Annotated in this window: 17 protein-coding genes, 2 tRNA genes and 1 pseudogene; 4 read left to right on the top strand and 16 right to left on the bottom strand. The window is 57.8% G+C overall.

Translation table 11 applies throughout. The features are described from left to right. A pseudogene (locus tag Q1J88_RS09785) lies at positions 1-129 on the bottom strand (NAD(P)H-quinone oxidoreductase); the annotation flags it as partial. Between the two features lie 156 nt (positions 130-285). Here Q1J88_RS09785 and Q1J88_RS09780 point away from each other — a divergent pair. Then, positions 286-375: transfer RNA gene (locus Q1J88_RS09780), tRNA-Ser, on the top strand. Between the two features lie 7 nt (positions 376-382). Here the strand turns inward: Q1J88_RS09780 and Q1J88_RS09775 are convergent. The 3 genes from Q1J88_RS09775 to Q1J88_RS09765 are packed head-to-tail and all read right to left on the bottom strand — an operon-like array spanning position 383 to position 3,532. Further along, positions 383-1,111 (bottom strand): ABC transporter ATP-binding protein, encoded by a 729-nt coding sequence (locus tag Q1J88_RS09775; protein ID WP_301117472.1) that lies wholly within the window; start codon positions 1,109-1,111, stop codon positions 383-385. Beyond that, a complete protein-coding gene (locus tag Q1J88_RS09770) occupies positions 1,104-2,306 on the bottom strand; it encodes an FtsX-like permease family protein (RefSeq protein WP_301117471.1) in 1,203 nt (400 codons plus the stop codon). The genes Q1J88_RS09775 and Q1J88_RS09770 overlap by 8 nt, the downstream gene beginning before the upstream one ends. Positions 2,307-2,311: 5 nt before the next feature. After that, complete coding sequence (locus tag Q1J88_RS09765; RefSeq protein WP_301117469.1) at positions 2,312-3,532, bottom strand: efflux RND transporter periplasmic adaptor subunit; 1,221 nt, start codon at positions 3,530-3,532, stop codon at positions 2,312-2,314. 163 nt (positions 3,533-3,695) lie between these two features. On the opposite strand from Q1J88_RS09765, the gene Q1J88_RS09760 reads away from it, so the two are divergent. Further along, positions 3,696-3,783, top strand: a tRNA-Leu gene (locus Q1J88_RS09760). 107 nt (positions 3,784-3,890) lie between these two features. Next, positions 3,891-4,292, top strand: a complete 402-nt coding sequence (locus tag Q1J88_RS09755) for a hypothetical protein (RefSeq protein ID WP_301117468.1) — start codon at positions 3,891-3,893, stop codon at positions 4,290-4,292. A 32-nt stretch (positions 4,293-4,324) separates the two neighbouring features. Here Q1J88_RS09755 and bcsC read toward each other — a convergent pair whose 3' ends face one another. The 7 genes from bcsC to rpsO form a co-directional block, all read right to left on the bottom strand. Continuing rightward, complete coding sequence (gene bcsC / locus Q1J88_RS09750; RefSeq protein WP_301117467.1) at positions 4,325-7,810, bottom strand: cellulose synthase complex outer membrane protein BcsC; 3,486 nt, start codon at positions 7,808-7,810, stop codon at positions 4,325-4,327. Next, positions 7,807-8,895, bottom strand: coding sequence for a cellulose synthase complex periplasmic endoglucanase BcsZ (bcsZ, locus tag Q1J88_RS09745; protein ID WP_301117466.1), 1,089 nt, complete (start codon positions 8,893-8,895; stop codon positions 7,807-7,809). The genes bcsC and bcsZ overlap by 4 nt, the downstream gene beginning before the upstream one ends. 13 nt (positions 8,896-8,908) lie before the next feature. Then, complete coding sequence (bcsB, locus tag Q1J88_RS09740) at positions 8,909-11,200, bottom strand: cellulose biosynthesis cyclic di-GMP-binding regulatory protein BcsB (RefSeq protein ID WP_301117465.1); 2,292 nt, start codon at positions 11,198-11,200, stop codon at positions 8,909-8,911. Positions 11,201-11,203: 3 nt separating this feature from the next. Continuing rightward, the gene (gene bcsA / locus Q1J88_RS09735) at positions 11,204-13,801 is read right to left on the bottom strand and encodes a UDP-forming cellulose synthase catalytic subunit (protein WP_301117464.1); all 2,598 of its coding nucleotides are present in this window, start codon (positions 13,799-13,801) and stop codon (positions 11,204-11,206) included. 92 nt (positions 13,802-13,893) lie between these two features. Beyond that, a complete protein-coding gene (bcsG, locus tag Q1J88_RS09730; protein WP_301117463.1) occupies positions 13,894-15,600 on the bottom strand; it encodes a cellulose biosynthesis protein BcsG in 1,707 nt (568 codons plus the stop codon). A gap of 326 nt (positions 15,601-15,926) precedes the next feature. Then, on the bottom strand, positions 15,927-18,077 hold the full coding sequence (pnp, locus tag Q1J88_RS09725) for a polyribonucleotide nucleotidyltransferase (protein ID WP_301117462.1): 2,151 nt from the start codon (positions 18,075-18,077) through the stop codon (positions 15,927-15,929). Between the two features lie 92 nt (positions 18,078-18,169). After that, positions 18,170-18,439, bottom strand: a complete 270-nt coding sequence (gene rpsO / locus Q1J88_RS09720) for a 30S ribosomal protein S15 (protein WP_301117461.1) — start codon at positions 18,437-18,439, stop codon at positions 18,170-18,172. A 146-nt stretch (positions 18,440-18,585) separates the two neighbouring features. On the opposite strand from rpsO, the gene Q1J88_RS09715 reads away from it, so the two are divergent. Further along, positions 18,586-19,101, top strand: coding sequence for a hypothetical protein (locus Q1J88_RS09715; RefSeq protein ID WP_301117460.1), 516 nt, complete (start codon positions 18,586-18,588; stop codon positions 19,099-19,101). Positions 19,102-19,141: 40 nt separating this feature from the next. Here Q1J88_RS09715 and pssA read toward each other — a convergent pair whose 3' ends face one another. The 5 genes from pssA to Q1J88_RS09690 all read right to left on the bottom strand — a co-directional run. Beyond that, a complete protein-coding gene (gene pssA / locus Q1J88_RS09710; RefSeq protein WP_301117459.1) occupies positions 19,142-19,975 on the bottom strand; it encodes a CDP-diacylglycerol--serine O-phosphatidyltransferase in 834 nt (277 codons plus the stop codon). A gap of 23 nt (positions 19,976-19,998) precedes the next feature. Then, positions 19,999-20,673: a phosphatidylserine decarboxylase gene (locus tag Q1J88_RS09705; protein ID WP_301117458.1), complete on the bottom strand. Its 675-nt coding sequence runs from the start codon at positions 20,671-20,673 to the stop codon at positions 19,999-20,001. A gap of 166 nt (positions 20,674-20,839) precedes the next feature. After that, positions 20,840-21,856, bottom strand: a complete 1,017-nt coding sequence (gene ilvC / locus Q1J88_RS09700; RefSeq protein ID WP_301117457.1) for a ketol-acid reductoisomerase — start codon at positions 21,854-21,856, stop codon at positions 20,840-20,842. A gap of 118 nt (positions 21,857-21,974) precedes the next feature. Then, positions 21,975-22,466: an acetolactate synthase small subunit gene (ilvN, locus tag Q1J88_RS09695; RefSeq protein WP_301117456.1), complete on the bottom strand. Its 492-nt coding sequence runs from the start codon at positions 22,464-22,466 to the stop codon at positions 21,975-21,977. Between the two features lie 16 nt (positions 22,467-22,482). Then, positions 22,483-22,906: thiamine pyrophosphate-dependent enzyme (locus Q1J88_RS09690; RefSeq protein ID WP_301117455.1), on the bottom strand; the 424-nt coding region annotated here is incomplete at its 5' end.

Below are 22,906 nucleotides of genomic sequence, written 5' to 3'. Positions count from 1 at the left end.
GTCAGGCCGGTTCACCCCCGCCGCAGAAACCTTGATCAGCACCTCTCCTGCGCCTGGTTCAGGCATAGGACGTTCGACAGGCACCAGCACCTCTGGTCCACCCGGCTTCGTTATTTCTACGGCTCTCATTTTGACTCCTACAAAAATTGATGTGCCCAGGCGCGAACGTGTCCAAGGCACCCTTATTCGATTCGCTGCTTATTATCGCCCACCCCCGCTACGGCTGGAGTCTGGCCCCGCCTCATGACAAGCCGCCTCTCTATGCGGTACACTGCCTACCCTTACGGAAGCGTGCCAGAGTGGTTGAATGGACCGGTCTTGAAAACCGGCGACGGGGCAACCCGTCCGTGAGTTCGAATCTCACCGCTTCCGCCACATCCCCCTATCTCGCAGGGCCTATTTCCGTCCTGACGTCACTCTGAAGATTCCCATCCACCAGCGTCAGTGTCCGGTCGCATTGATCGGACAGTCTCGGGTCGTGGGTTACCAGCAACACCGCACAACCGAACTCGCGATTGAACTTCCTGAACAGTTCAAATACTTCGGCGGCAGACTTGCTATCGAGATTGCCAGTAGGTTCATCGGCCAACAATAAGGCTGGTCTGGCTATCAGGGCCCGTGCAACGGCAACACGCTGTTGCTGGCCTCCCGACAGTTGGTCGGGCCGGCGTTGCTCGAGGCCCCTGAGCCCGACCTGCTCGAGCAATTCATAGGCGCGGTCGACATACTTCGGCGCTGGGCGCCCCCCGATTACCATCATCGGCATCAGCACGTTCTCCAGTGCGGAAAAAGCCTGGATCAGATGATGAAACTGAAATACGAAGCCGATCTCGCTGCCGCGCAGGGCCGTACGCTGGGCATCGTCCATCTCGTGGGTCGGCTTTCCCAATAAGTACAACTTGCCCGCTGTCGGCCTGTCGAGCAAGCCAAGCACATTCAGAAGCGTACTCTTGCCTGATCCCGATGCACCAACCAATGCAGCAAAATCGCGGCGCCGCAATAGGAAGTCGATGCCGTGCAACACCTCAACCTCGGTGGGCTTGCCGATGTTGTAGCTCTTTCGCAGACCTTCAAGCCGCAGCACCTCCTGTTCGGAATCGTGTTCAGACATGTCGTATTGCCTCAACTGGATCCAGACCGGAAGCACGGCGCGCCGGCACCGCTGCAGACAGCAAACCGGTAAGCGTTGCAAGCGCGGAAGCGGCAAGCAGCAACACCGGGGGTAATGGAATAAAGAACAGTCTTGGTCCGAACTCGTTGAATGCTGTGACCAGACCGAGTCCTGCCAGCCCGCCAATCAGCGACCCGATCAGCCCCAGCAAGGCGCCCTGCAGCAAGAAGACCCGCAATACCTGTGGACGGCGCATGCCCATGGCACGCAGAATACCGATCTCGCGCGTGCGTTGTACGACACTGACCGACAATACGCTGGCTATCCCCAGGGCCACACTTAAAGCGACGAAAACGTTGATCATTCGCGACGCTATGCGCTGCGAGCTCAAAGCATTCACCAATTGCGAATTGGTGGCGATCCAGCTTTCAGTCTTCAGCCCTGTCAGGCGAGCAATGCGCGTGGCAATCTGCTCGGCATCAAAAATATCGTCAACCTTGAGATCAATGGTGGTGGCGGCACCAGGCAGATCAAGCAGCGATTGTGCGCGCTTCATATTCAAGAATACATATCGCGCATCCAGCTCACGTACGCCCAGTTCGAAGATACCAGTGACATTGACAATGCTTTCACGACCCTGGCCGCCGTCAAGTCGCAGCTTGTGCCCCACGCGCAAGCCCAGATCGTGCGCCAATTGCTTTCCGATAACTGCGTCGTCGGCCTCGATGCGGAACTGGCCCGCGACGATGTCGTCCTGGATGGGCACAATTCGCTGATAGCGCCTTGCATCCACCCCCATCAAGGCAACTGACGCCAAGGCATCACCGCGGCGCGCGAAGGCCGGCCCGGTCACGAGGGGTGAAACCGCCACTACACGAGGGAAGGAATCCAGGGAGTCGCGCACTTGCTGCCAGTTATTGATCGATCGCAGCCGCTGGGCTCGTTTGTCTTCAAGCACGAGGTGCGCACTTCCCTCTGGAGGGGGCACGATCACATTGACCTCCTCGGCGCGTTCCACCTTGATGTGTGCCTGAGTACCCAGCGTTCGTTCCACAATATTCGCTTGCAGCCCCGCAATAAGTGCACTCAAGAAAACGATAACGGCCACGCCCACCGCTATTCCAATCAGAATAAGCAGGGTCTGAGCCTTGCCTTCACGCAAGAATCTGATGGCGATGGTCCATTCGATCCACATGCGCATCAGTCCATTTGCATGGGAAGTTCTTTACGCGTGGATGTATCAGCAACTTCCGTCGGGAAGCCTCCCAATACCGGTCGAACACGCTCGCCAGTTCGAATCGTGCCGGCACGCCCATCTGCCAACACAATGTCGCCTGACTGCAAACCCTGGGTGACCTCGCTACGCGTCAACCCACGGAGACCCAGTTGCACCGCACGCCGCTGGCTTCGGCCAGCAGCCACCACCCACACTTCGGCCCGATCGCCATCCAGAATAGCCAGGGCATCATTCGGTACGACAACGGCCCGGTCCCGCCTCCCAGTTTCGACATTGACTGACACCGTCATGTCCTGGCGCAGGAATTCAGGGGGGTCTTCTACCAACAGCCGGATATCGACCGTACCTCGTTGTGGATCAACGCTGGGAGCAATAAGGCGTACCTTTGCATTGAAAGGTTGCGATGGATAGGCATCGGCAATGCATACTGCTGTTTGCCCCAGCTCCAGAACCTCCAGATTTCGCTCGTCGAGCGGAACCAACACTTCGATTTCGTCATCCCGGGCAATTTCGAATAACACGCGACTAGGTTGCACGAGATCGCCTGGCTCGGCGTTACGAGTCAAAACAGTGCCGGACACCTCAGACCGAATTATTGTCTTGTCCAACTGTGCCCGTGCACTGGCTACGCGCGCACGTGCAACCACCTCATTGGGCTGGCCGCTGGCCAGCGCTTGTGCCACCAGGCGCGCGCGTTCCGCCGCTGCGAGAGCCGCAGCTTCCGCCTGGGTGGCCCGCTCGAGCTCCTCACGAGAAATGGCTCGTTCCTTGAAAAGTTCTCGGCGACGCCGCGCCTCGCGTTGCGCCTGATCCAGCGCCGCCTCAGTTTCGCGAAGGGCTGCATCGGCTTGCGGACGGGTTGACTGCTGCAGCTCGGCCAAGGCCGCCTGCGCCTCATTAAAGGCTGCTTCAAGGTCGTCGGCGCGCAATACGGCGAGAATGTCTCCCGGCTTGACCTTGTCTCCTTCTCGCACGCGGCGTTCGACCACTACGCCCGTGATGGTACTGCCCACTTGCGCACGCGAAATGGAGGACACCCGGCCCGTTGCCACTACCGTTTGCACCAGGGGCTGTTCGGCCACTTCGTAGGCAGGCAGCGCCACACCCGATAATCGCGCAGCGATAAGCCACGCGATGACCGCCAGCATCAAAACGACAACTACAAGGCCAACGCGAGATTTCATAAGTGTCTCTTGAGAACTGCTATCGGTGTTTGCCAGCCATACTAAATGACAGACACTACCTCTCGGATTCTACTCACGGCGGAATACGGACGGCATCGAGTTTATTGCACCACGCAACTATGCGATAATGCCGGGCTACACTGCCTGCCGTATTTTCTGCATTGCCCGAGTGGTGGAATAGGTAGACACAAGGGACTTAAAATCCCTCGATCATTGCGATCGTACCGGTTCGATTCCGGTCTCGGGCACCAGTGAAAATCTAGCCCGCCATGCCGGGCACGCCACGTGCTCTATCAGGTTGCTACGCTTTTCCTAGCCGCGCCATCTGGCGCCCAAGCGTATCACCCAGGAGAGCACCATGAAAACCCCAATCATTTTTTGCCTATGCGCGCTGGCGCTTGCTTGGTCGATACCCGGCCACTCACAAGTGAGCCCGGCACCGGAGGCCGCCAGCGCCGTCACCACTACCTCGACCAACGCGGCGTCGACCGGCGTCACTGGGAACGACGGCAGCGCGCCCCAGTCCGATGGAGCGGATAGCCGCTCGGACAAGGCCAGCACTCCGGACTATCAGGAGAGAAAGCCGACGGGAAAGGAGACCGGTGACAAGGACGACTTCAGTGGCAACGAAGGCACCGACACGGAAAGTACAGGCACCGGCACGGGACACGGGACAGCCGGTAAGGACGGCGACGCATCCAGGCAGACGCAAGGTTCTGGCGGTGACGGCTCATCAACCAGTAGTGGCAAGCAAGAATAGCGACGCCTGGGCTACCCAACCGATCCACAAGTCTATTTGAACTCCGCATAAGGTATCAAAGGGCCCGGACCCAGCGGCAGGTCCCCTTGCCACGGCTTGAAGGTGTATCGCAAATACACGATGAAGTGGCTGGGCGAGTAATCCTTGCTGCGACGAAAATCAATGCCCGCGCCCAAAACCCAATTGTCAGCCAGTCGTCTCTCGACAAACCCGGCCACACGATAGCCGGTGCTTGAACTACGGCTGCTGTCTTCTGGGCCAGTGCTGCGCGCGAAAGATCGAGCTATTGAACCTTCCAGCAAGAATGACCAGTCGGAGGTGCGTCGCGCATAACTGACGGGAAGTGAAACCGCGATATAACGTTGGGGACTATAGTAGCCGCCCTGTCCCAACGAATAATCACCCAGGTCTTTGCGGTATTTCCAGTACATCAGGTTGACGCCCGCAGACAGAACTTCGTGGTTCTTATTTATTAGTCGGCGATAGTAACCACCCATGATCCGGGTTCGATGATTATCGTCGACATTTTTTCCAGTAAGCCGATGATGGCTGATATCGGCCCATACTCCATTTTCCTGACCCTGGTCCCAGCTCAGGCTCAAGGCACCGCCTGTGGCCATCACCCCTCCCCATTCAATGCCAGTCGAGGGGTCGGTAGCTCCCGCGAACGAGAGCAGTGAGTTGGACATGGGACGCCGCGAAGCCGTCATGCGCCAGCCTAGCGATCCCAGCTTACCCGAATAACCAACCCCACCAGTCCAGTTGGTCACTTTGAATCCCATCGGCGTTGTACCCAGATCAAAGGCAAACCGCTCGCCTTGCCAACCCAGTGCCACGCTGGTGCCTATGGCTCTCTGCCTGAAACCGCTAGTACATGCCGGCAGTGCCTGCCAGCCGGTTGCTGTATTGGCTGCTTCAAACGAACAGCTCCCAAACTCGCCCCGATATACGCCATCGCTGTCCGGCTCCAACGTCCCGGCGTCCATGCGAACGTGGTCGGCCCGCACAAATCCCCGTCCTCCGAATACCGGATAATCAAGCTGCAGCATGGTTGTGTCAGCGTGAAGCCGGGACAATCCAGGCGTTCCGTCACGGCGCCACCACCGATCGTTATGCAACGTCAGTGTCGGATTCTGCTGTTCGTAAAGCTCTTGTGCTTCACGCCGAATCCCGCGCTCAAGCCAGCTATCGTCATTATTTACGCGCGTGGCACGCGTAAAGGCTATATCGTCGCGAGGGGAATCTGGTGGTAAGCGCGGCAACAGGTCTGCATCGGCCATGGCCCTGGCGTACTGGTCGAGCGCAGACCCAGGATCCGACGTTCTGGTCAGGCGCGCCAGATCCCGGTGCAACAACGGAGCGCGTTCAGACGGCGCCAGGTTCTTTGATCGCTCCAGCAGAACCTGACGCGCGCTCTGCTCATCGCCCAACACCAACCATAATTCCGCGATGCGCCTGTGGACGCCGGTGGGTTGCGAAGGCAGATCAAAATCGTTTCTCGTCAGCGCGGCAAGAACACTGGCTGTCCTGCCCTGCGCTGCCCACACCTCGATCTGACCCAGCCTGGCATCGATATCTGCGCTGTCCATGCGCAAGACGGCCCCATAGTTGGCCAGTGCTTTCGGATAGTCGCCGTCCTCCTGGGCCCACCGAGCCACCTGAAGACGGGTTTCAATGGAGTCAGGCCGTTCCTCGAGGAGCGCCACCGCCGCTGCGCTTTGACCTGCCTCGCGATAGGCTCGAGCCTGACGGATTGCCAGGGTGTCCAGCAAGCGGACTTCGAGTTGTGTCATGCGTTCGTCCCAGCTCGAGCGTGGCACCAACGCCAGTGTTTCCAGGGCCGCTTGGTCTTGCCCCACAGCCGCCAGAAGCAACCCGTGTGCGTAGTGGCTGCCAGGCGCGCCCCGATGTCGATCCAAATGAGTATTGAACGCAAGCAAACCTTGGTCGCCCCGTCCTTGTTCGCGCATGGCGCGCGCCAATCCGTAGCTGATCCATGGATCATCCGCGTCCAGCTCCTGCGCTTGCAACAAAGCAGTCTCGGCATCCTCCCAGCGTTGTTCTTCGGTGGCCCTCTCTGCCCGCTGCTGAAGCAGGCGTACATGCAGACGTTTTTGCAACGGGGCCAGAGCCGGATAGCGCCCGGACGGAAGTTCGTTCGTCAGGCTCAAAGCCTCGTCGGGCGGCAAGCTCTCGAGGAAACGTGATACGCCCCGCAGCACGGACGCTTCTTGCGCAAACATGCGCAGTGCCAGCTTGTAATGACGCCACGCCTCTGCCTGCTGGCCCAAGGCGCTTGCGCTGTCAGCAATCCCGATGCGGGCAAACGGGCTCTGTGGCTCAAGAGCAAGAGCCTGCGAATAAAGCCGCTTGGCGCGAGCCCAATCCCCGGTCTTCTCCGCGTGGGCAGCCTGCTCCAGAAGCAGCCAATACCGGGTAGATCCGATCAAACTTACCCATCGATAGGTGCGATCAACGCGCGGCTCTTTGGCCTTGGCAAGCTCAAAGTAGTAAAGCGCCTGCTCGCGATCTCCTGCCCGCAAATAGGCAATGCCAAGCGACCCTGCGAACTCCACGTTGTCGGGATAGGCAAAGAAGGCTGCCTGGAGCTGTTGCAGTGCTTCAGCTCCTTTGCCATCTTCAATCATTTGCAGCCCTTTCTGGCCGCCCTGCCAAGCCGGGTCGTTCAATTTTGCATCGAAACGCGCCAGTTCATGGCGGCCATGCGCGCCAATCTCGAGATCACCATAGGTTTGGGCGAAGTCTCGCCAATGCTCACGATTTGCCGAGTTGACGGGCAAAGTGACAAGGTAATCGTATTCTCGTGTAGCCGCAGAGACGCGGTGTGCCTTCAACTCGGATAGCCTGCGCAAATACCGAAGTGCTTCTTCAGGTCTGTCTGCTGTGAATAGCTGATTGGCTACTGCAGTGAGCAAGGGGGCATGGCTTGGATAGTCCTCGGCCAACGATTGCAACTGCGCGATTGCCGCGTTCCGCAATCCAGGCTGGCGCGCGTAAAGCTGCCAATATTCAAGGGCGATATCAACAGTGGGGTACACTCCTTGCAGCAAGCCGTCGTATATGTAAAGGGCATCTTCGACCCGACCGACTGCCGAGAATAACCGGCCCTGTGTAAGCGAGCTCACGGAGCCGGGCTCGGCAAGCCGAACCAGAGTCCGGCCGGTGATGGCCTCGGATGTGTGAGGTGCCAGACGCTCCAATCGATCAAGCAGACGCTGAGCCTCAAGGTCTTGTCGCAGGCGAACGGCAATGCGCAAGCGGGCAAGCATGGCTTGGGGATGATTTTCTTGAATCCGCTCGAGCCTGTTTGCCGCATCCGTGACGATGTCGTCGCGATACAGGGTTTCGCCCAAGCGGATCTGCTGCAACAGCAATGCCTCCCCAGACGGCCCGCTCGGCGATTCGCCTTCAACATTATTCTCTGCCCAGGCGACAGGGACACAAGCTGTCGCCGCCCACAGAACAGACACGCTCAGCCCGTAGACAAGGAACTTCATCGGCACCTCCGCCATGCCGGAAGCAGATAGCCGTTTTCATCAAAGGCAAAGCGCTTTTCATCCCAGCCGGTGCCGAACAGGTAGAGAACTCGGTTGTAGTAGCCCGTGGGCATCTCCGTGAATGATGCAAGGCTTTCACGAAGTCGTTGTCCAAACTCCGTATGGCGAAACAGGGGCAGCATCGCAGCAGAAAAGCCAAGGGGTCCGGCTTCCGATGCACTTCCGTCCAGTATGTCAACGCGCTCGGCGACCCCTCCATCGACTTCCAGATAAGCGGAGGCCTGTCCAAAATGCGCTTTTAGCCGTGCAGCACTCAGCGCGGCGTCATGCAACATTCCGATCCATAGATACACACGGATGGCGTTATAACTGCCAACGCGCCCAGCGGTGGAAGGTTCTATCTCACCACGATGCAGATCGACCCAGTCGGGGGCCAGACCAAGAGGTGCCGACTGAACAAGAAACCCTACCGAACTTTCCAGGACCCGCCCCCAGACCGAACCGGGCAATGCCGCATGGGCGCGCGCCAGCAACTGCGGCGCCAGATAGCTGGGGTTAAGCCGCCCCCCGCTTTCTGACAGAAAACCTGCCTTGCCTGGAATCAGCAAGGTTCCGAAAGGAGGAAGGCTTTCAGTCTCTTCTTTTGCGATCCGTTGCAGCATCAGGTTCCCCAAGGCAGAGTAGGAGTGCTCCTTCCACAACCGCCCTGCCTCAAGCAAGGAATAGGCTATCCATAAATTCGCATCTGACGCCGAGTTCCCGTCCAATACTCCCCAGTTGCCTTCCTCGTCTCGACCCCACAACCAGGCAGGCAGGTGCGCAGTCAGATCACCCTTTGCCAGGTTGCGTTCAGTCCAGCGCAACAAACGACGAAACAGCACGGGGTCGTTATCGACGAGAGCAAAGAACATGGCATAGCTTTGCCCTTCTGATGTCGTGATCTCGCGATCATCCGAGTAGTCAATTACCCTGCCCTGGGAATCGATAAGCTCGCGCTGGAAAACGTGCCAATCCTTCCAGTCAGAAAGCTCACAACGCGCGCAGGATGTACCGGCCTGAACAAGCGCCATTGTCAGGCCCATCATCGCGAGGCTCCGCCTAATCCACATGCTGCAGGCGCCGACGCGCCACCCGGTAAAGACCGATCCACAACAGGACGGCAATCGTGAGGACACTGAGCAGTGAGCCCAGCAGCAGCGCGAAGGGCTGGTCCGACAAGGCAAACCACACTTTCTGCCACCAGGGCAGGTGTCCCACGTAGTAATGGGGGCCCACCATCTCGGACGAGACACCCGACTCCCGGATGATCACGACCGAACCACGCATGACATCGCGTTTGCCTGAATCCGACAAAGCGTCACGTAGCAGCAGAAAGTCTTCGTCCGTCGTCCCCAATAATGCAACGACGCTTCTTTGCGGATGACTCGTGGATTGCATTCCAACTATCGCCGCCATGGGAGCCACAGAATTCACCATCACGCGGCTGGTCGCTTCACGTTCGGACCGCAGGCCGGCTCGCGTGTAAGCGACGGGAGATGGCATCGCATCTGCATGCCTGGATTGTCGCGCATGCTGTAGTGCGGATCGTGCGTCCAGCATCAAAAGGCGAGCATCGGGACGCGCTTTGAGACTGTCAGGCGTCGACCCAATCAAAAGCAGGTCGGCATCTTCGTTCTGCGCCACGTTCCAGTCGTGGCTCACGCGGACGCCCAGCGCCGGATAGCCAACCTGCGAACCAATGCCCGCCAAGGTTTCAAAAAGAGTCTGTGCCTGTGCCGCGGTGGGAGTTCGCGGTAGCACGACAACGGTTTCTGACAGGTCTGCCATTTTGCTGAAAGGAAATCCGCTTCCCGCGAAGCTACGAAGATTCGGCATTTCCAAATAATGATGGAAACCCGAGAAATCCATCGTTGACTGCTCATCAATGGTCGCCCGGAAATCACTACTCGAGAGTATCTGGCATGGTTGGTCCTGCCCGGCCACTGCACCTGTACCCGCGAACGAGAAGTCGAAGCGCAGCTGATTTTCGCCACCCAGCTTCAATGCAGGCATGACAAGCTGATCGCGATCGCCAACGTTCTCACTACCTCGCACAGCCAGGCGTAATCGGGCGAGTCCGGAATCACTATCCTGCGGATGCAGCAAATAACTGTTCACGAACCGTCCATTCAAGCTCAGGCTAAGCCGCGATTCGTCGGCATGGCGCGGAGAAGAATAGCGATATCGAATCGCCGTGGGTATGCCGCTGTTGCGCCACACGAAAAGATCAGGCGGCAGATTCAACGAGACAAGTATCGGTCTGGGTTGCATGCCAGACACATCCAGTTGCTCCGGATAATCAAGCAGCTCAGACAGCGCCACCGGCCTGTCGACGGGCGCCCAATTCGGCGCATCGTAAGGCATGCGCGGTGCAAGCTGCTGTACTTCCTTCACCTGAACGCTTTGGCCACGGAAAATCATGTTGCCAATGGCCAGGGCAGACGCCGCGGTGACAAGGTCTGCCGTATCACGCCCGAGTATCAGAAGCAACTTGAGGTAAGGACTGGACGGATGACTGATCATGGCCACGGTGGGACCATCAACCCGCGGGTACCCGGCCAGCACGCCGGGCCGTGCGTGGTTAGTCGCAAACACCACCGCGTTAGATACTGGAAGCGAACCGTAATGCACGGGAATTCGAGCACGTCGCCACTTTGACAAGCTGCCAAAATATGATGAAAGGATGGCTCCGGCGCGCAACTGATCACTGGAAGGCGCAGCGGGAAACACCAGGGGAATGCTCTGCGCCGACATGTCCCTGACATCGAAGAAGGGTTCAGGAAAAAAAGCAAGATCATTGACGGTTCGCAGTGCCTGGGACACGATCCTGACGCTGGTATCACGACTGATATCCAGCCAAAGCGCGCTATTTTGTTCGTCTTCACAGACGCCTTTGTAGTGCCCGACAAATTCCAGGCGCAGTCGGTTGAAGCGCGTCATTACTCGCGGATCCAGCGTCACGGTCTTTGTCTGACGCAAGCTCTGTTCAGTTGGCTCCACCGGAATCACGCCCATCAGCTCTTCATTCAGGTAAACCCGCAGATGGGACAGGCGCGGCTCCAGAACCGGGGAAGGAGTGAAGACAAGGTTCAACGCCGCACTTTCAACCACCTGATCACGACGCAAGGTAAATTCCAGCGACTCGGCGGGATGACGGCCCCACAAACGATGTTGCTGTCCTTGTGCCATATCGGCCATATGCAGGACCATTGTTCTTCGCGGTGCATCCGGATCCGCCTGGGTGCTTACGGCCAACGGCGGTGACGGGTCGGCCATTGCCGGGTTCGGAAAAGAAGCGCTGACCAGGGCTATGCAGAACGCCAGCAGATATTTACCGTGGGAATCAAGCATGGGTCACGCTCTTTTTCTAAAGGCGGCTGGAGTATGTGGAACAAATGACCACAGCCAGTTCAAGATATGCCGGGGACCTTCGATGACACGCAGAAACAGCGAGGGCAGATAGGTCAGCATTCGCCAATACCCCGTCGCGGCGACGCGCGCTACCCCAAGGCCACTTCTTATGGGTCGATCCGTGCGGTACTGATGTTGTCGATTGAGCCAGATCTCGCTGCGGCCAAACGTGCATTGCAAGTACTCCATCTGTTGCTTTGGCGTGAACAGATCCAAACCAAGACCCAGGTGCTTGCCGGAACGTGAACTCAGATGTGCTGGAAAGTCGTACGGCTCCCGATCCTGCCAAAGCCTCAGCACCACCGGCTCGCGTGGCTGAAACTCCCGGTCCGTCTCAAGTTCCAGCCCGACTCCTCCACCTGAAAAGTCGACCAGGGTCGCCGGCAACCAGGTTCCCTCCCGCGTGTGTACTTCGGCCTTCATGGATGAGGAAACACGATGACTGCGACGTGGTTGGCGGGTTTCTGCAGCTACGGCAATCGCTCCGCCGAGCAATACCAGGTTGTATACGGTCCACAGCATCGTCAACAACACCGTGCCGACCTCGGCAGTCGGACCGGCCGACAAGCGCCAGACTCCAAAACCCAGGCCGGCTATGTTTGCTGTTGCCAGCAATACATAGGGCATGGCCATCTTCCAGTCGAAGTAAGGCTGCTCGATCCGCCCCCCTTTTGCTGTCACATTGAACGCACCTTTGGCGGGCGAGAACAGGGCGACCGTCGTCGGCAGCGCTATGTACCAGGACAGGACGGTTTCATAGATCTCGCCCCAGAAGGTGTACCGATATGCGCCTTGCATGCGCGAGTTCGCCACATTTGCATGCATCATATGAGGCAATACAAACAAGACCACCATCAATGCAGGTGCATAGATGATGTAGGCATGCGCCATCAGAAAGGCCAGTGGTGCCGTCAGGTAAATCAGGCGCGGGATGCCGGCCAGAAAGTGCAGCATGGCGTTGAAATAGCACAGGCGCTGCGCAAGCGTCAGGCCACGCCCCATCAACGGGTTGTCCGTACGGAAGATCTGTATCATTCCGCGCGCCCAGCGTATGCGTTGACCGATATGAGCCGCCAGATTCTCAGTGGCCAGTCCCGCGGCAAGCGGAATGCGAAGGTAGGCCGAGCGGTAACCGCGCCGATGGAGTCTCAAGGCTGTGTGTGCATCCTCGGTTACCGTTTCCACGGCAAAGCCACCGATGTCTTCCAGTGCGCTGCGGCGAAGCACCGCACAAGAGCCACAAAAGAACGCCGCATTCCACAGGTCGTTACCGTCTTGAATCAACCCATAGAACAATGTGTTTTCGTTGGGCTGCTTATCGAAATGACCAAGATTGCGCTCAAACGGGTCGGGCGAGAAAAAGTGATGAGGTGTTTGCACGAGGGCAAGTTTTGAATCTGCAAGAAACTCACCCGCCGTCGTCTTCAGGAACGATCTTGCGGGCACGTGATCACAATCGAACACGGCGATCAGGTCAGCATTGGTTTTCTGCAACGAGTAATTGAGGTTGCCCGCCTTGGCATGAAGCCTGTCAGGGCGAACGGTATAGTTCACCCCGGCCTGCCGGGCGAACTCGCGAAACTGCGCCCGATTGCCGTCATCAAGCAAATGGACCCGCAGCTTATCCTCGGGCCAGTCGATACCGGCTGCGGCATAAACAGTAGGCCTGACAACTGCCAGGTCTTCGTTATAGGTTGGAATGAACACGTCTACCGTAGGCCAGGAATCTTGCGTCTGGGGCAGCGGACGGAACGTGCGTCGCAATGGCCACGCTGTCTGCAGGTAGCCCAACACCAGCACCAGCCATGAATAGGTTTCGGCGACCAACAGGGTCAGGCCGAAAGCCATGTGCTGCGGCGTCGTCCAATGGAGAGTAGCCGTGTACCGCCACCAGATATACCGGCCGGAAGCGATGAAAGAAAATACAATAAGCAGCAGTACCGCGAAGCGTCCCGGCACCCGTCTTATGATCAGGGCAATACTTAACAGAACGACGACAAAAACAGCATGTCCTGCCGGCTCGAGCGGTTGCGTGACGACAAGCACGAAGCACACCAGCACAATCGCAAATACAACAAACCGGATTCCTGGTCGTGGCAAGCGAGGACTCGCGCCCAAACTCTTCATGTGTCGTTCCAGCCTGTTGAACAGGCTTGCAGACGCCCGGCGCAGGTCACGCGCCGCAACAAGGCGAAACTGGCGCAGTTTTCTGTTCGCCCAGCGATAAAGACGGGGTTGCGCTGTTTCGTGCCGATCCAGGCGCAGCAAGGCCAACGCGCCTACCACCCATACTGCCTGCAGCAGATAGCGCAAAGGGTCGCCGAACTGGTAAGGCTTGGCATTCAAATGAATAAACCACGGCCTGGCGCGCTGCAACCAGTGCTGCCATGACTCGCTTTCCAGCGGAAGGAGCGCATGCGCAAGGGCCACTAAGCCAACCACGATGCTTGCCACAGTCCGGCCCATTTGTCTGTCCCGCCGCAAATGCTGATAGCGGCGCTGGGCAACTCCATACACGTCAGGTGCAAGCAGCAGACGCAAACCAGTCCCCATCCGGTTCTCCCCAATCGTGCGACGTTTGCACGACCCCACCTGGGTCGCGACATTGCATTCTTAAAGTTGACGCATCACATCTATTGCCGGTATTGAATCCACTCCCGCTCCCCCAAGCGAACAAATGGTACGGCGTTATATGTCATCAGCACGGTGCCGGAATTCTCTGACACTGGCCGGGTCAATGGCAGGTCCGAGGTCAGTTCACTCCAGTCGATGGCTTCCTGGTCGAAAACCGACTGCCGCAACAGACGGGACAACAATTCGGAAAGCGCCAGATAGCTCGTGTCACCAGATATTCGCTGGCCCGCCGGTGCCGAGCCGGCGGGGTGACCGATGATCTTCAAACCCACGGGAATATGGGTGATGCCGGGCGTAGGAATCTCTCGCATTCCGGCGATCTGCATGAGGTCACCACTTAGCGCAGCGCCATGCTCAGGGACGAACACCACAACGACCGGCTTGCCAAGACCTTCGAGCCGTCTGATGAAATGATGCAAATCGTCCAGCAAGGCCTTGCCTCTTGTCGCATAAGGTGCCGCACGCCCTCCTCCATCTGCAGTGGCTTCACGATTGCCATCGTGCAAGGTAATGGAGTTGTATAAGGTGGCGCGCCGGGTAGCGTCCGTTGGACGCATTTGCCACCAGTAGTCCAGGGTTTCGAAATCCCCCCAGACAGGCGAGCCGTCAAAGGCCGTCCAGCGCGGCGGCAGAGCTTCGGGAATAAGCGGCTCTCCCAAACTCGGATGCATCGTGAGATCGCCAAGGAAATCCTGAAATTTGCCATTGTGGTTCAGCACAGCCTGGGTCTGAAATCCAAGATTCCGCAGATTCTCGAACAGATAGCAATCATCTGGCGAATCGTCGTACAACGCTGAATGCGAAGTCTGACCGCAGCTCGCCCTTAGCAAGCGCCGGATGGCGGGCCCGCTGTATGCCGTTGCTGCATTGAAATTATCGAAAATTACGTCCATGTTCCTGAACAGAGGGTGCTGGTCGAGCTGTGCCGTCGACAGATCTGACCACCCCAGCGAGCAGATGCTCAAGACGATGATGTCGAAATCGGTGGTGCGGGCAGTGCCGGCATCCGCGCCGAAAGCAGAAGTCCGTTTGGCCTCAGCTTCATGAAAGGCGGCCAGCGCTCCATTCAATATTTCCGTAATCGATCTCTGGGTTCGCGGCGTAGTCGCGGGCACAGCAGCACCTGATGCACCCTCCTCCATCGCTGCTCCGTTTCCGTCTGGTCGTTTCGATCCATCACCAGGTTGACCGGCTGACTGCGCCTGAACATCAATGCCAGTTGCATAGCCCGCCTGTAAATTCTGCAGCAATTGACGCCCGCCGTACTCTGCAGGCATCGAACAAATGACCAGGGCGCCTACACTCAACACCGTCACTCGGACCCACTGGGCAAGGAACAGGCAGGCTACAAACAGCAAGATCCCGGCACCGACCATGTTCCAATTGATGAACCGGTTGACGAGCTCCAAAAGGTAAGGCGCCGAGAACTGCAAGACTTCCGGACGCTCCAGCAGCCGGGAAATCGGTGGAAACCAGGAGTCGTAATACAACAGCCCTATCCCCACAGGTATTGCCAACACGTGCCGCAACCTGTGCAGCCATAGCGGCGGCAGGGGCAACAACAGGATCGATGCAAAAACCAGGTTGTAATAAGCGTGAAAGTTCAGATAGCCGGCCCAAAAAAGTATGAGCTTGGCAATGAAATAAACGTTCCACAGCCCCAAACCACGCCAGTAGCGCACGCCCGTATCGGATTCGCTTGTCATATTTGGCTTCCAACAAGTCAGACGATAAGGCCTAAGGCAACCTCCCTTTGGTCACAGTCAGAAAGTAAAGAATCGGTCAGCAGTCTGCAATTGTCGGAATGGATGCATCATTCCAGCCTAGGCCGATACACCACTTGTCGGCGCAAGAGAGAGTGAATTATGGTGTGCGGTTGACATCCAGGCTTCCTGCCGTCCCGCGCCGCGCCAACCCACGGACTTCAGGCAAAAAAAATCCCCTTCGGTAATCCGAAAGGGAGTTCTTTACATCAAGGTGGATCAGGGCATAGCTACATGATGTGCCCTGTCCGCCTTTTGGCGCGAAGCGATCAGGCCTCGGGCGCGGCCACCGGAGCCGAAGTTGGTCCGCCTTGTGCCTCGATCCCGCCGATTGCCTTCATGGACAAGCGCAAACGGCCCTTGTCATCGGCCTCGATAACCTTGATTCGCACAACCTGACCGACCTTGAGAATGTCGTTGATGTTGTTGATGCGATAGTTGGCGATCTCGGAGATATGCAGCAAGCCGTCGCGCCCGGGCAGGACCTGGACGATTGCGCCAAAATCAAGCAGACGCAGCACCGGCCCTTCGTATTCAAGGCCTACCTCGACGTCGGCTGTAAGCTCCTTGATGCGGCGCTCGGCTTCGCGAGCCTTGTCGAGATCAGCACTGGCGATAGTGATCAGGCCATCGTCGCCGATATCGATCTGCGTGCCGGTTTCTTCGGTCAGTGCACGAATCGTGGCACCTCCCTTGCCGATGACATCGCGGATTTTCTCGGGGTTGATCTTGACCGTCAGCATGCGAGGCGCAAACTCGGAAAGCTCGGTCCGCGAACCTTCGAGTGCCGCGCGCATTTCGTTCAGGATGTGCAGGCGGCCTTCGCGGGCCTGGGCCAGTGCAACCTGCATGATTTCTTTGGTGATGCCCTGGATCTTGATGTCCATCTGCAGCGCGGTAATGCCGTTTTGCGTACCCGCGACCTTGAAGTCCATGTCGCCCAGGTGATCTTCGTCGCCGAGAATGTCGGTCAGAACTGCAAACTTGCCACCGTCCTTGATAAGACCCATAGCGACCCCTGCGACGTGATCCTTGATGGGCACACCGGCGTCCATCATGGCCAGCGAAGCACCACACACCGACGCCATGGATGATGATCCGTTCGATTCGGTGATTTCAGAGACGACGCGAATGGTGTACTGGAAATCTTGCGGGTCTGGCAGCACTGCGATCAACGCACGCTTGGCCAGACGCCCGTGACCAATCTCGCGACGCTTGGGCACACCGAAACGGCCGGTCTCGCCCGTAGCGAACGGAGGGAAGTTGTAGTGCAGCATGAAACGGTCGCGCGTTTCACCCATGATGGAATCGATGATCTGCTCGTCTTGCTTGGTACCCAGCGTTGCCACCACCAAAGCCTGGGTTTCACCGCGAGTGAACAGGGCACTTCCGTGCGCGCGCGGCAAGGCGCCCAGACGGATGCTAATGGGGCGCACCGTGCGGGTGTCACGTCCGTCAATGCGAGGTTCGCCGGCAAGAATCTGGCTACGAACGATCTGGGACTCGATATCGAAGAGGATGTTTTCGATCTCGACTTCGTCGGGAGCCGCTTCGCCACGCGCCGCGGCATGTTCAAGCATCTTGGCCTTGACATCGGTATACACCTGACGCAACTGCGCAGTGCGCTGCTGCTTCTGACGGATGCTGTAGGCCGCTTGCAGGCCCTCTTGTCCGGCAGCCTTGACGGCGGTGATAAGTGCTTCGTTCCTGGGCGCAGGCTGCCAATCCCATTCCGGCTTTCCGGCTTCGGCAACCAGTTCATGAATGGCATTGATGGCCACTTGCATTTGCTCGTGACCGAACACAACGGCGCCCAACATGACTTCTTCCGAAAGCTCGTTCGCTTCGGACTCGACCATCAGCACCGCTGCCTCGGTACCGGCGACAACCAGATTGAGTTGCGATTCCGCAAGCTGGCTGGACAAGGGGTTGAGGACGTATTCGCCATTGATATAACCGACGCGGGCCGCACCGATGGGACCGTTGAACGGGATTCCCGAGATTGCCAGCGCGGCCGACGCGCCGATCATGGCAGCAATATCAGGGTCGATCTCGGGGTCGACCGATACGGTGTGCACGATGACCTGAACATCGTTATAGAAGCCCTCGGGGAACAAGGGGCGCAGCGGACGGTCGATCAAGCGCGATGTGAGGGTTTCTTTTTCAGACGGACGGCCCTCACGCTTGAAGAACCCACCGGGGATACGTCCCGCTGCATACGTTTTCTCGACGTAGTCGACGGTCAGGGGGAAAAAGTCTTGCCCGGGTTTGGCCTGCTTGGCAGCAACAACGGTAGCCAAAACGACGGAGTCTCCAATCGAAGCCAGTACGGCGCCCGAAGCTTGGCGCGCGATTTCACCGGTTTCGAGAACCACCGTATGCTGACCATACTGAAACGTCTTGGTCACTTTATTAAACATTACGGAATTTCCTTACAATAAAAAAACCGTGCACACGGCGACTGGTGTCGCGGTGTGCACGGTTGTACATAGTGGGGTACCTGCCCCGGGTATCACTTACGCAGACCGAGCTTTTCGATCAGAGCACGATATGCGTCGGGGTTACGGCCTTTAAGATAATCAAGCAGCTTGCGGCGACGGCTGACCATGCGCAGCAGTCCGCGGCGCGAATGATGGTCTTTCATGTGGGTTTTGAAGTGGTCGGTGAGCTCGTTGATGCGTGCAGTAAGCAGCGCGACCTGCACTTCGGGTGAACCCGTGTCGCCTTGGGTACGTTGAAACTGTGCGACGATATCGGATTTTTTGATGTCAGCAACGGACATTTTTAGCCTCGTAAACATGCGTCAGGGCCGAGGTGCCCGGACGTGATTGATAAACAGGAAACAATTACATCGATAGCGTCACACCATGCACTCGGGGCATGAGGTAATCTAACGACTTGAGCATTATACCGGATTTGGTGGCCCTCATGATTCCCTTTCGTCTTGCCGCGTTCACTGCCCTGCTAAGTGCCGCCCTGCTGGGTGGCTGTGCTTCGATGACCAGTGTCGCGCCCGGCACACCGCTGGCGCAGGTGGAATCCGAGTTCGGCCGCCATAATTATTCCTGCCCTCTGCCCGACGGAGGCCAGCGCGTCATCTGGAGCCGCCAGCCGTTTGGCCAGTTTGCCTGGGGCGCGAATGTCGACTCGCAGGGCCGCGTGGGCGAAGTGACGCAGCTTCTTACCGATCAGAATTTTGCCAAACTCGGCCAGGGCACCTGGACCGACGAACAGGTGTTATGTGAATTCGGCCCCCCGGCCGAGATCGACGGAGTAGGTCTTCCCTCTGTGCGCCAGATAGTATGGAGCTACCGGTATCTGCAGAACGGAGTCTGGAATTCATTGATGTACGTGTATATGGGGCCGGACGGCAAACAGGTAACGCGCTTTCACCCCGGCCCAGACCCCCGCTTCGACCCTGACCGCTTCCTGCCCTTTTTTTAAGGGCCGGGCGAAGCACATCGGGTCGGGAAGCGGCAAGACATCACGGGCGGGGCTCTTCGTCCTGGCGTACGCTGATGGTATGCGAGGCTTCGGTTCCCGGCACCGGGTCGGGCAAGCCTTCATGACGCATGCGATTCAACTGCCGGGCCCGGCGCCAACGCCACAGCATGATGCCCCAGCCTGACAGACCGTAAATCACGAAAAGGCCAAACAGCATCAACGGCGGATCGCTGGAAACAAATACAAATACCGCCACCAGAACCAGCATGACCCAGAACGGCACGCTATGCCCCAGCGCGAACGACTTACCGCTATAAAACGGCGTGTTGGTGACCATGGCGATACCGGCATAAACGGTAACGACGAACGCGCACCAAGCGATGGTACTGACGCTCATCTGCAAACGGTTATCGACCGCTATCCAGATGAAACCGGCCAGCAATGCCGCGGCTGCAGGACTGGGCAGGCCTTGAAAGAATCTCTTGTCCACCACGGCAATATTAGTGTTGAAGCGGGCCAGACGCAGCGCAGCGCCCACAACGTAAATAAATGCAGCCAGCCATCCCCAACGCCCCAGATCTTGCAGGACCCACTGATACATCACCAATGCCGGAGCGATGCCGAATGAGGTCATGTCGGACAGGGAATCGTACTGCTCGCCAAATGCCGACTGCGTGTTGGTAAGACGCGCCACCCGACCGTCCATTCCGTCGAAAATCATGGCTACGAAGATGGCGATAGCCGCTATTTCGAAGCGTCCGTTAATAGCCTGGACGACCGCATAGAAACCCGCAAAAAGATTGGCAGTGGTAAAGACGTTGGGCAACAGGTAAATGCTGCGTCGGCGCCTGCTTTCTTCCGAAAAGTGGGGCATGTGTCTTTCCTCGCGCGGTTAAATCAAGCTTCGGGGCCGGCTTCCGGTACGGGGAGCTCGGCCAGCACCGTGCTGGTGGCACTGACCTTGTCGCCAATGGCGACGCGCGGGCGCGAACCCTTCGGCAAGTAGACGTCCACGCGCGACCCGAAGCGAATGAAGCCGTAGCGCTGACCATGATATAGGGAGTCGCCCGGCTTCGCATAGCAAAGAATCCGCTTGGCTACCAGGCCCGCCACCTGGACCGCTGTAACGATGTGGCCGTGCCTGGTGCGCAGAACCATCGCATTGCGCTCGTTTTCGAGGGATGCCTTGTCAAGTGCCGCATTGAAGAACTTGCCGCCAAAATAATCGACAGAAAGCACCTGGCCATCAACCGGAGAACGGTTCGAGTGGACATTGAACACATTCATGAACACGCTGATCTTCAGGGCATCGCGGTTCTCGTGATAGGGATCCTGGGTTTCCTGCACCACTACAATCCGCCCGTCAGCAGGACTGAGCACGTTGTACTCGCCATCGGGCGCCAGACGGGGGGGATCCCGAAAAAACTGCAACACAAACAAAGAAAGCACCCAAAATGGAATGCTTGCCCAGCCGTACCAGATGGTGACGAGGATCGAAATGACAACGATGCCCGCCAGAAACGGCCAGCCTTCGCGTGCTATGACAGGGTGTGGATAAGAGGGTTTATTCATTGTATTTAGAATAACTGAAAACGACGCTAAGCACTCCACCTTGAGCAAGCGACTTGCCCGTGACGACGGCTGCAACTGCACCGTGACATGGTAAAAAAACACCCCGCACTGAACCGAAGCAAAGCTTCGGCGTGCAGGGTGCTTTCAAATCGACCAGAAGAACCGATCAGTTCTTGGATTGGTCCACCAGCTTGTTGGCGGCAATCCAGGGCATCATGGCTCGCAACTGGCTACCGACCTGCTCGATCTGCGATTCGGCGTTCAGGCGGCGACGCGAGGTGATGCTGGGCGCACCGGCGGCGTTTTCCAGAATGAAGTTCTTGGCATACTCGCCGGTCTGGATGTCCTTCAGGACTTCGCGCATGGCTTTCTTGGTTTCTTCGGTGACAATGCGAGGACCAGTGACGTACTCACCATACTCGGCGTTGTTCGAGATCGAGTAATTCATGTTCGCGATGCCGCCTTCGTAAATCAGGTCGACAATGAGCTTGAGCTCGTGCAGGCACTCGAAGTAGGCCATTTCCGGAGCGTAGCCCGCTTCGACCAGGGTTTCGAAACCGGCCTTGATCAGCTCGACGGTGCCGCCGCACAGAACGGCCTGCTCACCGAAAAGGTCGGTTTCGGTTTCTTCACGGAAGTTGGTCTCGATGATGCCGGCACGGCCGCCGCCGTTGGCCATGGCATAAGACAGGGCCAGGTCACGGGCCTTGCCGCTGACGTCCTGATGCACGGCAACCAGGTGAGGAACGCCGCCGCCCTGACGGTAGGTACCGCGAACCGTGTGGCCAGGAGCCTTCGGGGCCACCATGATGACGTCGACGTCAGCACGCGGCTTGACCTGGCCATAGTGCACGTTGAAACCGTGAGCAAACGCCAGTGCAGCACCGGGCTTGAGGTTGGCTTCAACATGATTGCGATAGACTTCGGCAATGTTCTCGTCAGGCAGGAGAATCATGACGACGTCGGCCGATTTGACGGCGTCGGCAACTTCCTGCACCTTGAGGCCGGCGTTTTCGGCCTTGCTCCACGAAGCACCGCCCTTGCGCAGGCCAACCGTGACGTTGACGCCCGACTCATGCAGGTTGAGCGCATGCGCATGGCCCTGCGAACCGTAGCCGATAATGGCAACCGTCTTGCCCTTGATCAGGGACAGGTCGCAGTCTTTGTCGTAGAAAACTTTCATTTATAGTGCTCCAAACTAAGCGTATTTGTAGCGGGCCGGACTGACCGGCCCTGATTGGATTGAATAATTCCGAGGTTTGAATACGGGCCGAATACCGCTGCCGAACCCATGATTTTAATTACAATTTCAAAACGCGTTCACCGCGACCAATACCGGACACGCCGGTACGCACGGTTTCGAGGATGGCGCTACGGTCAAGCGCGCCCAAAAACGCTTCGATCTTTTCCTGGTCGCCCGTAAGTTCGATGGTGTAAGCCTTATCGGTCACGTCAATAATGCGGCCGCGGAAAATATCCGCCATACGTTTGAGCTCGTCGCGCTCCTTGCCCACTGCCCTTACCTTGACCATCATCAGCTCACGCTCGATATGGGGTCCTTCGGACAGATCAACGACCTTCACGACGTCAATAAGACGATTCAGGTGCTTGGTGATCTGTTCAATGACGTCTTCGGACCCTTCTGTGACGATAGTCATGCGGGACAAGGTGCTGTCTTCGGTCGGGGCCACAGTCAGCGTTTCGATATTGTAGGCGCGGGCCGAAAACAAGCCCACCACCCGCGAAAGTGCGCCTGGCTCGTTCTCCAGAAGGATGGAAATCACATGTTTCATTGTTCTGTCCTTATCCTTATAGATCTTCGGCGCCAAGCAGCATTTCGGTCAGTCCGCGGCCTGCCTTGACCATCGGCCACACGTTCTCGGTCTGGTCAGTTATGAAGTCAAGGAAGACCAGACGGTCTTTGTATTTTCCGAAAGCTTCACGCAGCGCGGGCTCGACATCGGCCGGATTTTCGATACGCATTCCGACGTGACCATAACTTTCGACCAGACGCACGAAATCGGGCAATGCGTCGACATAAGACTCGGAATAACGCGAACCGTAGTCGATTTGCTGCCACTGACGAACCATGCCCAGGTATCGATTGTTGAGGCACAGAATCTTGGGCGACAGATGATACTGCTTGCAGGTTGACAGCTCCTGGATATTCATCTGAATCGAGCCCTCGCCCGTGACGACGGCAACGTCGGCGTCGGGATTGGCCATCTGCACG

Source organism: Pusillimonas sp. (assembly GCF_029263785.1).
Classification (GTDB): Bacteria; Pseudomonadota; Gammaproteobacteria; order Burkholderiales; family Burkholderiaceae_B; genus Pusillimonas.
Note: the sequence above shows the minus strand (reverse complement) of the source record. Positions and strands in the feature narration are given on the sequence as shown.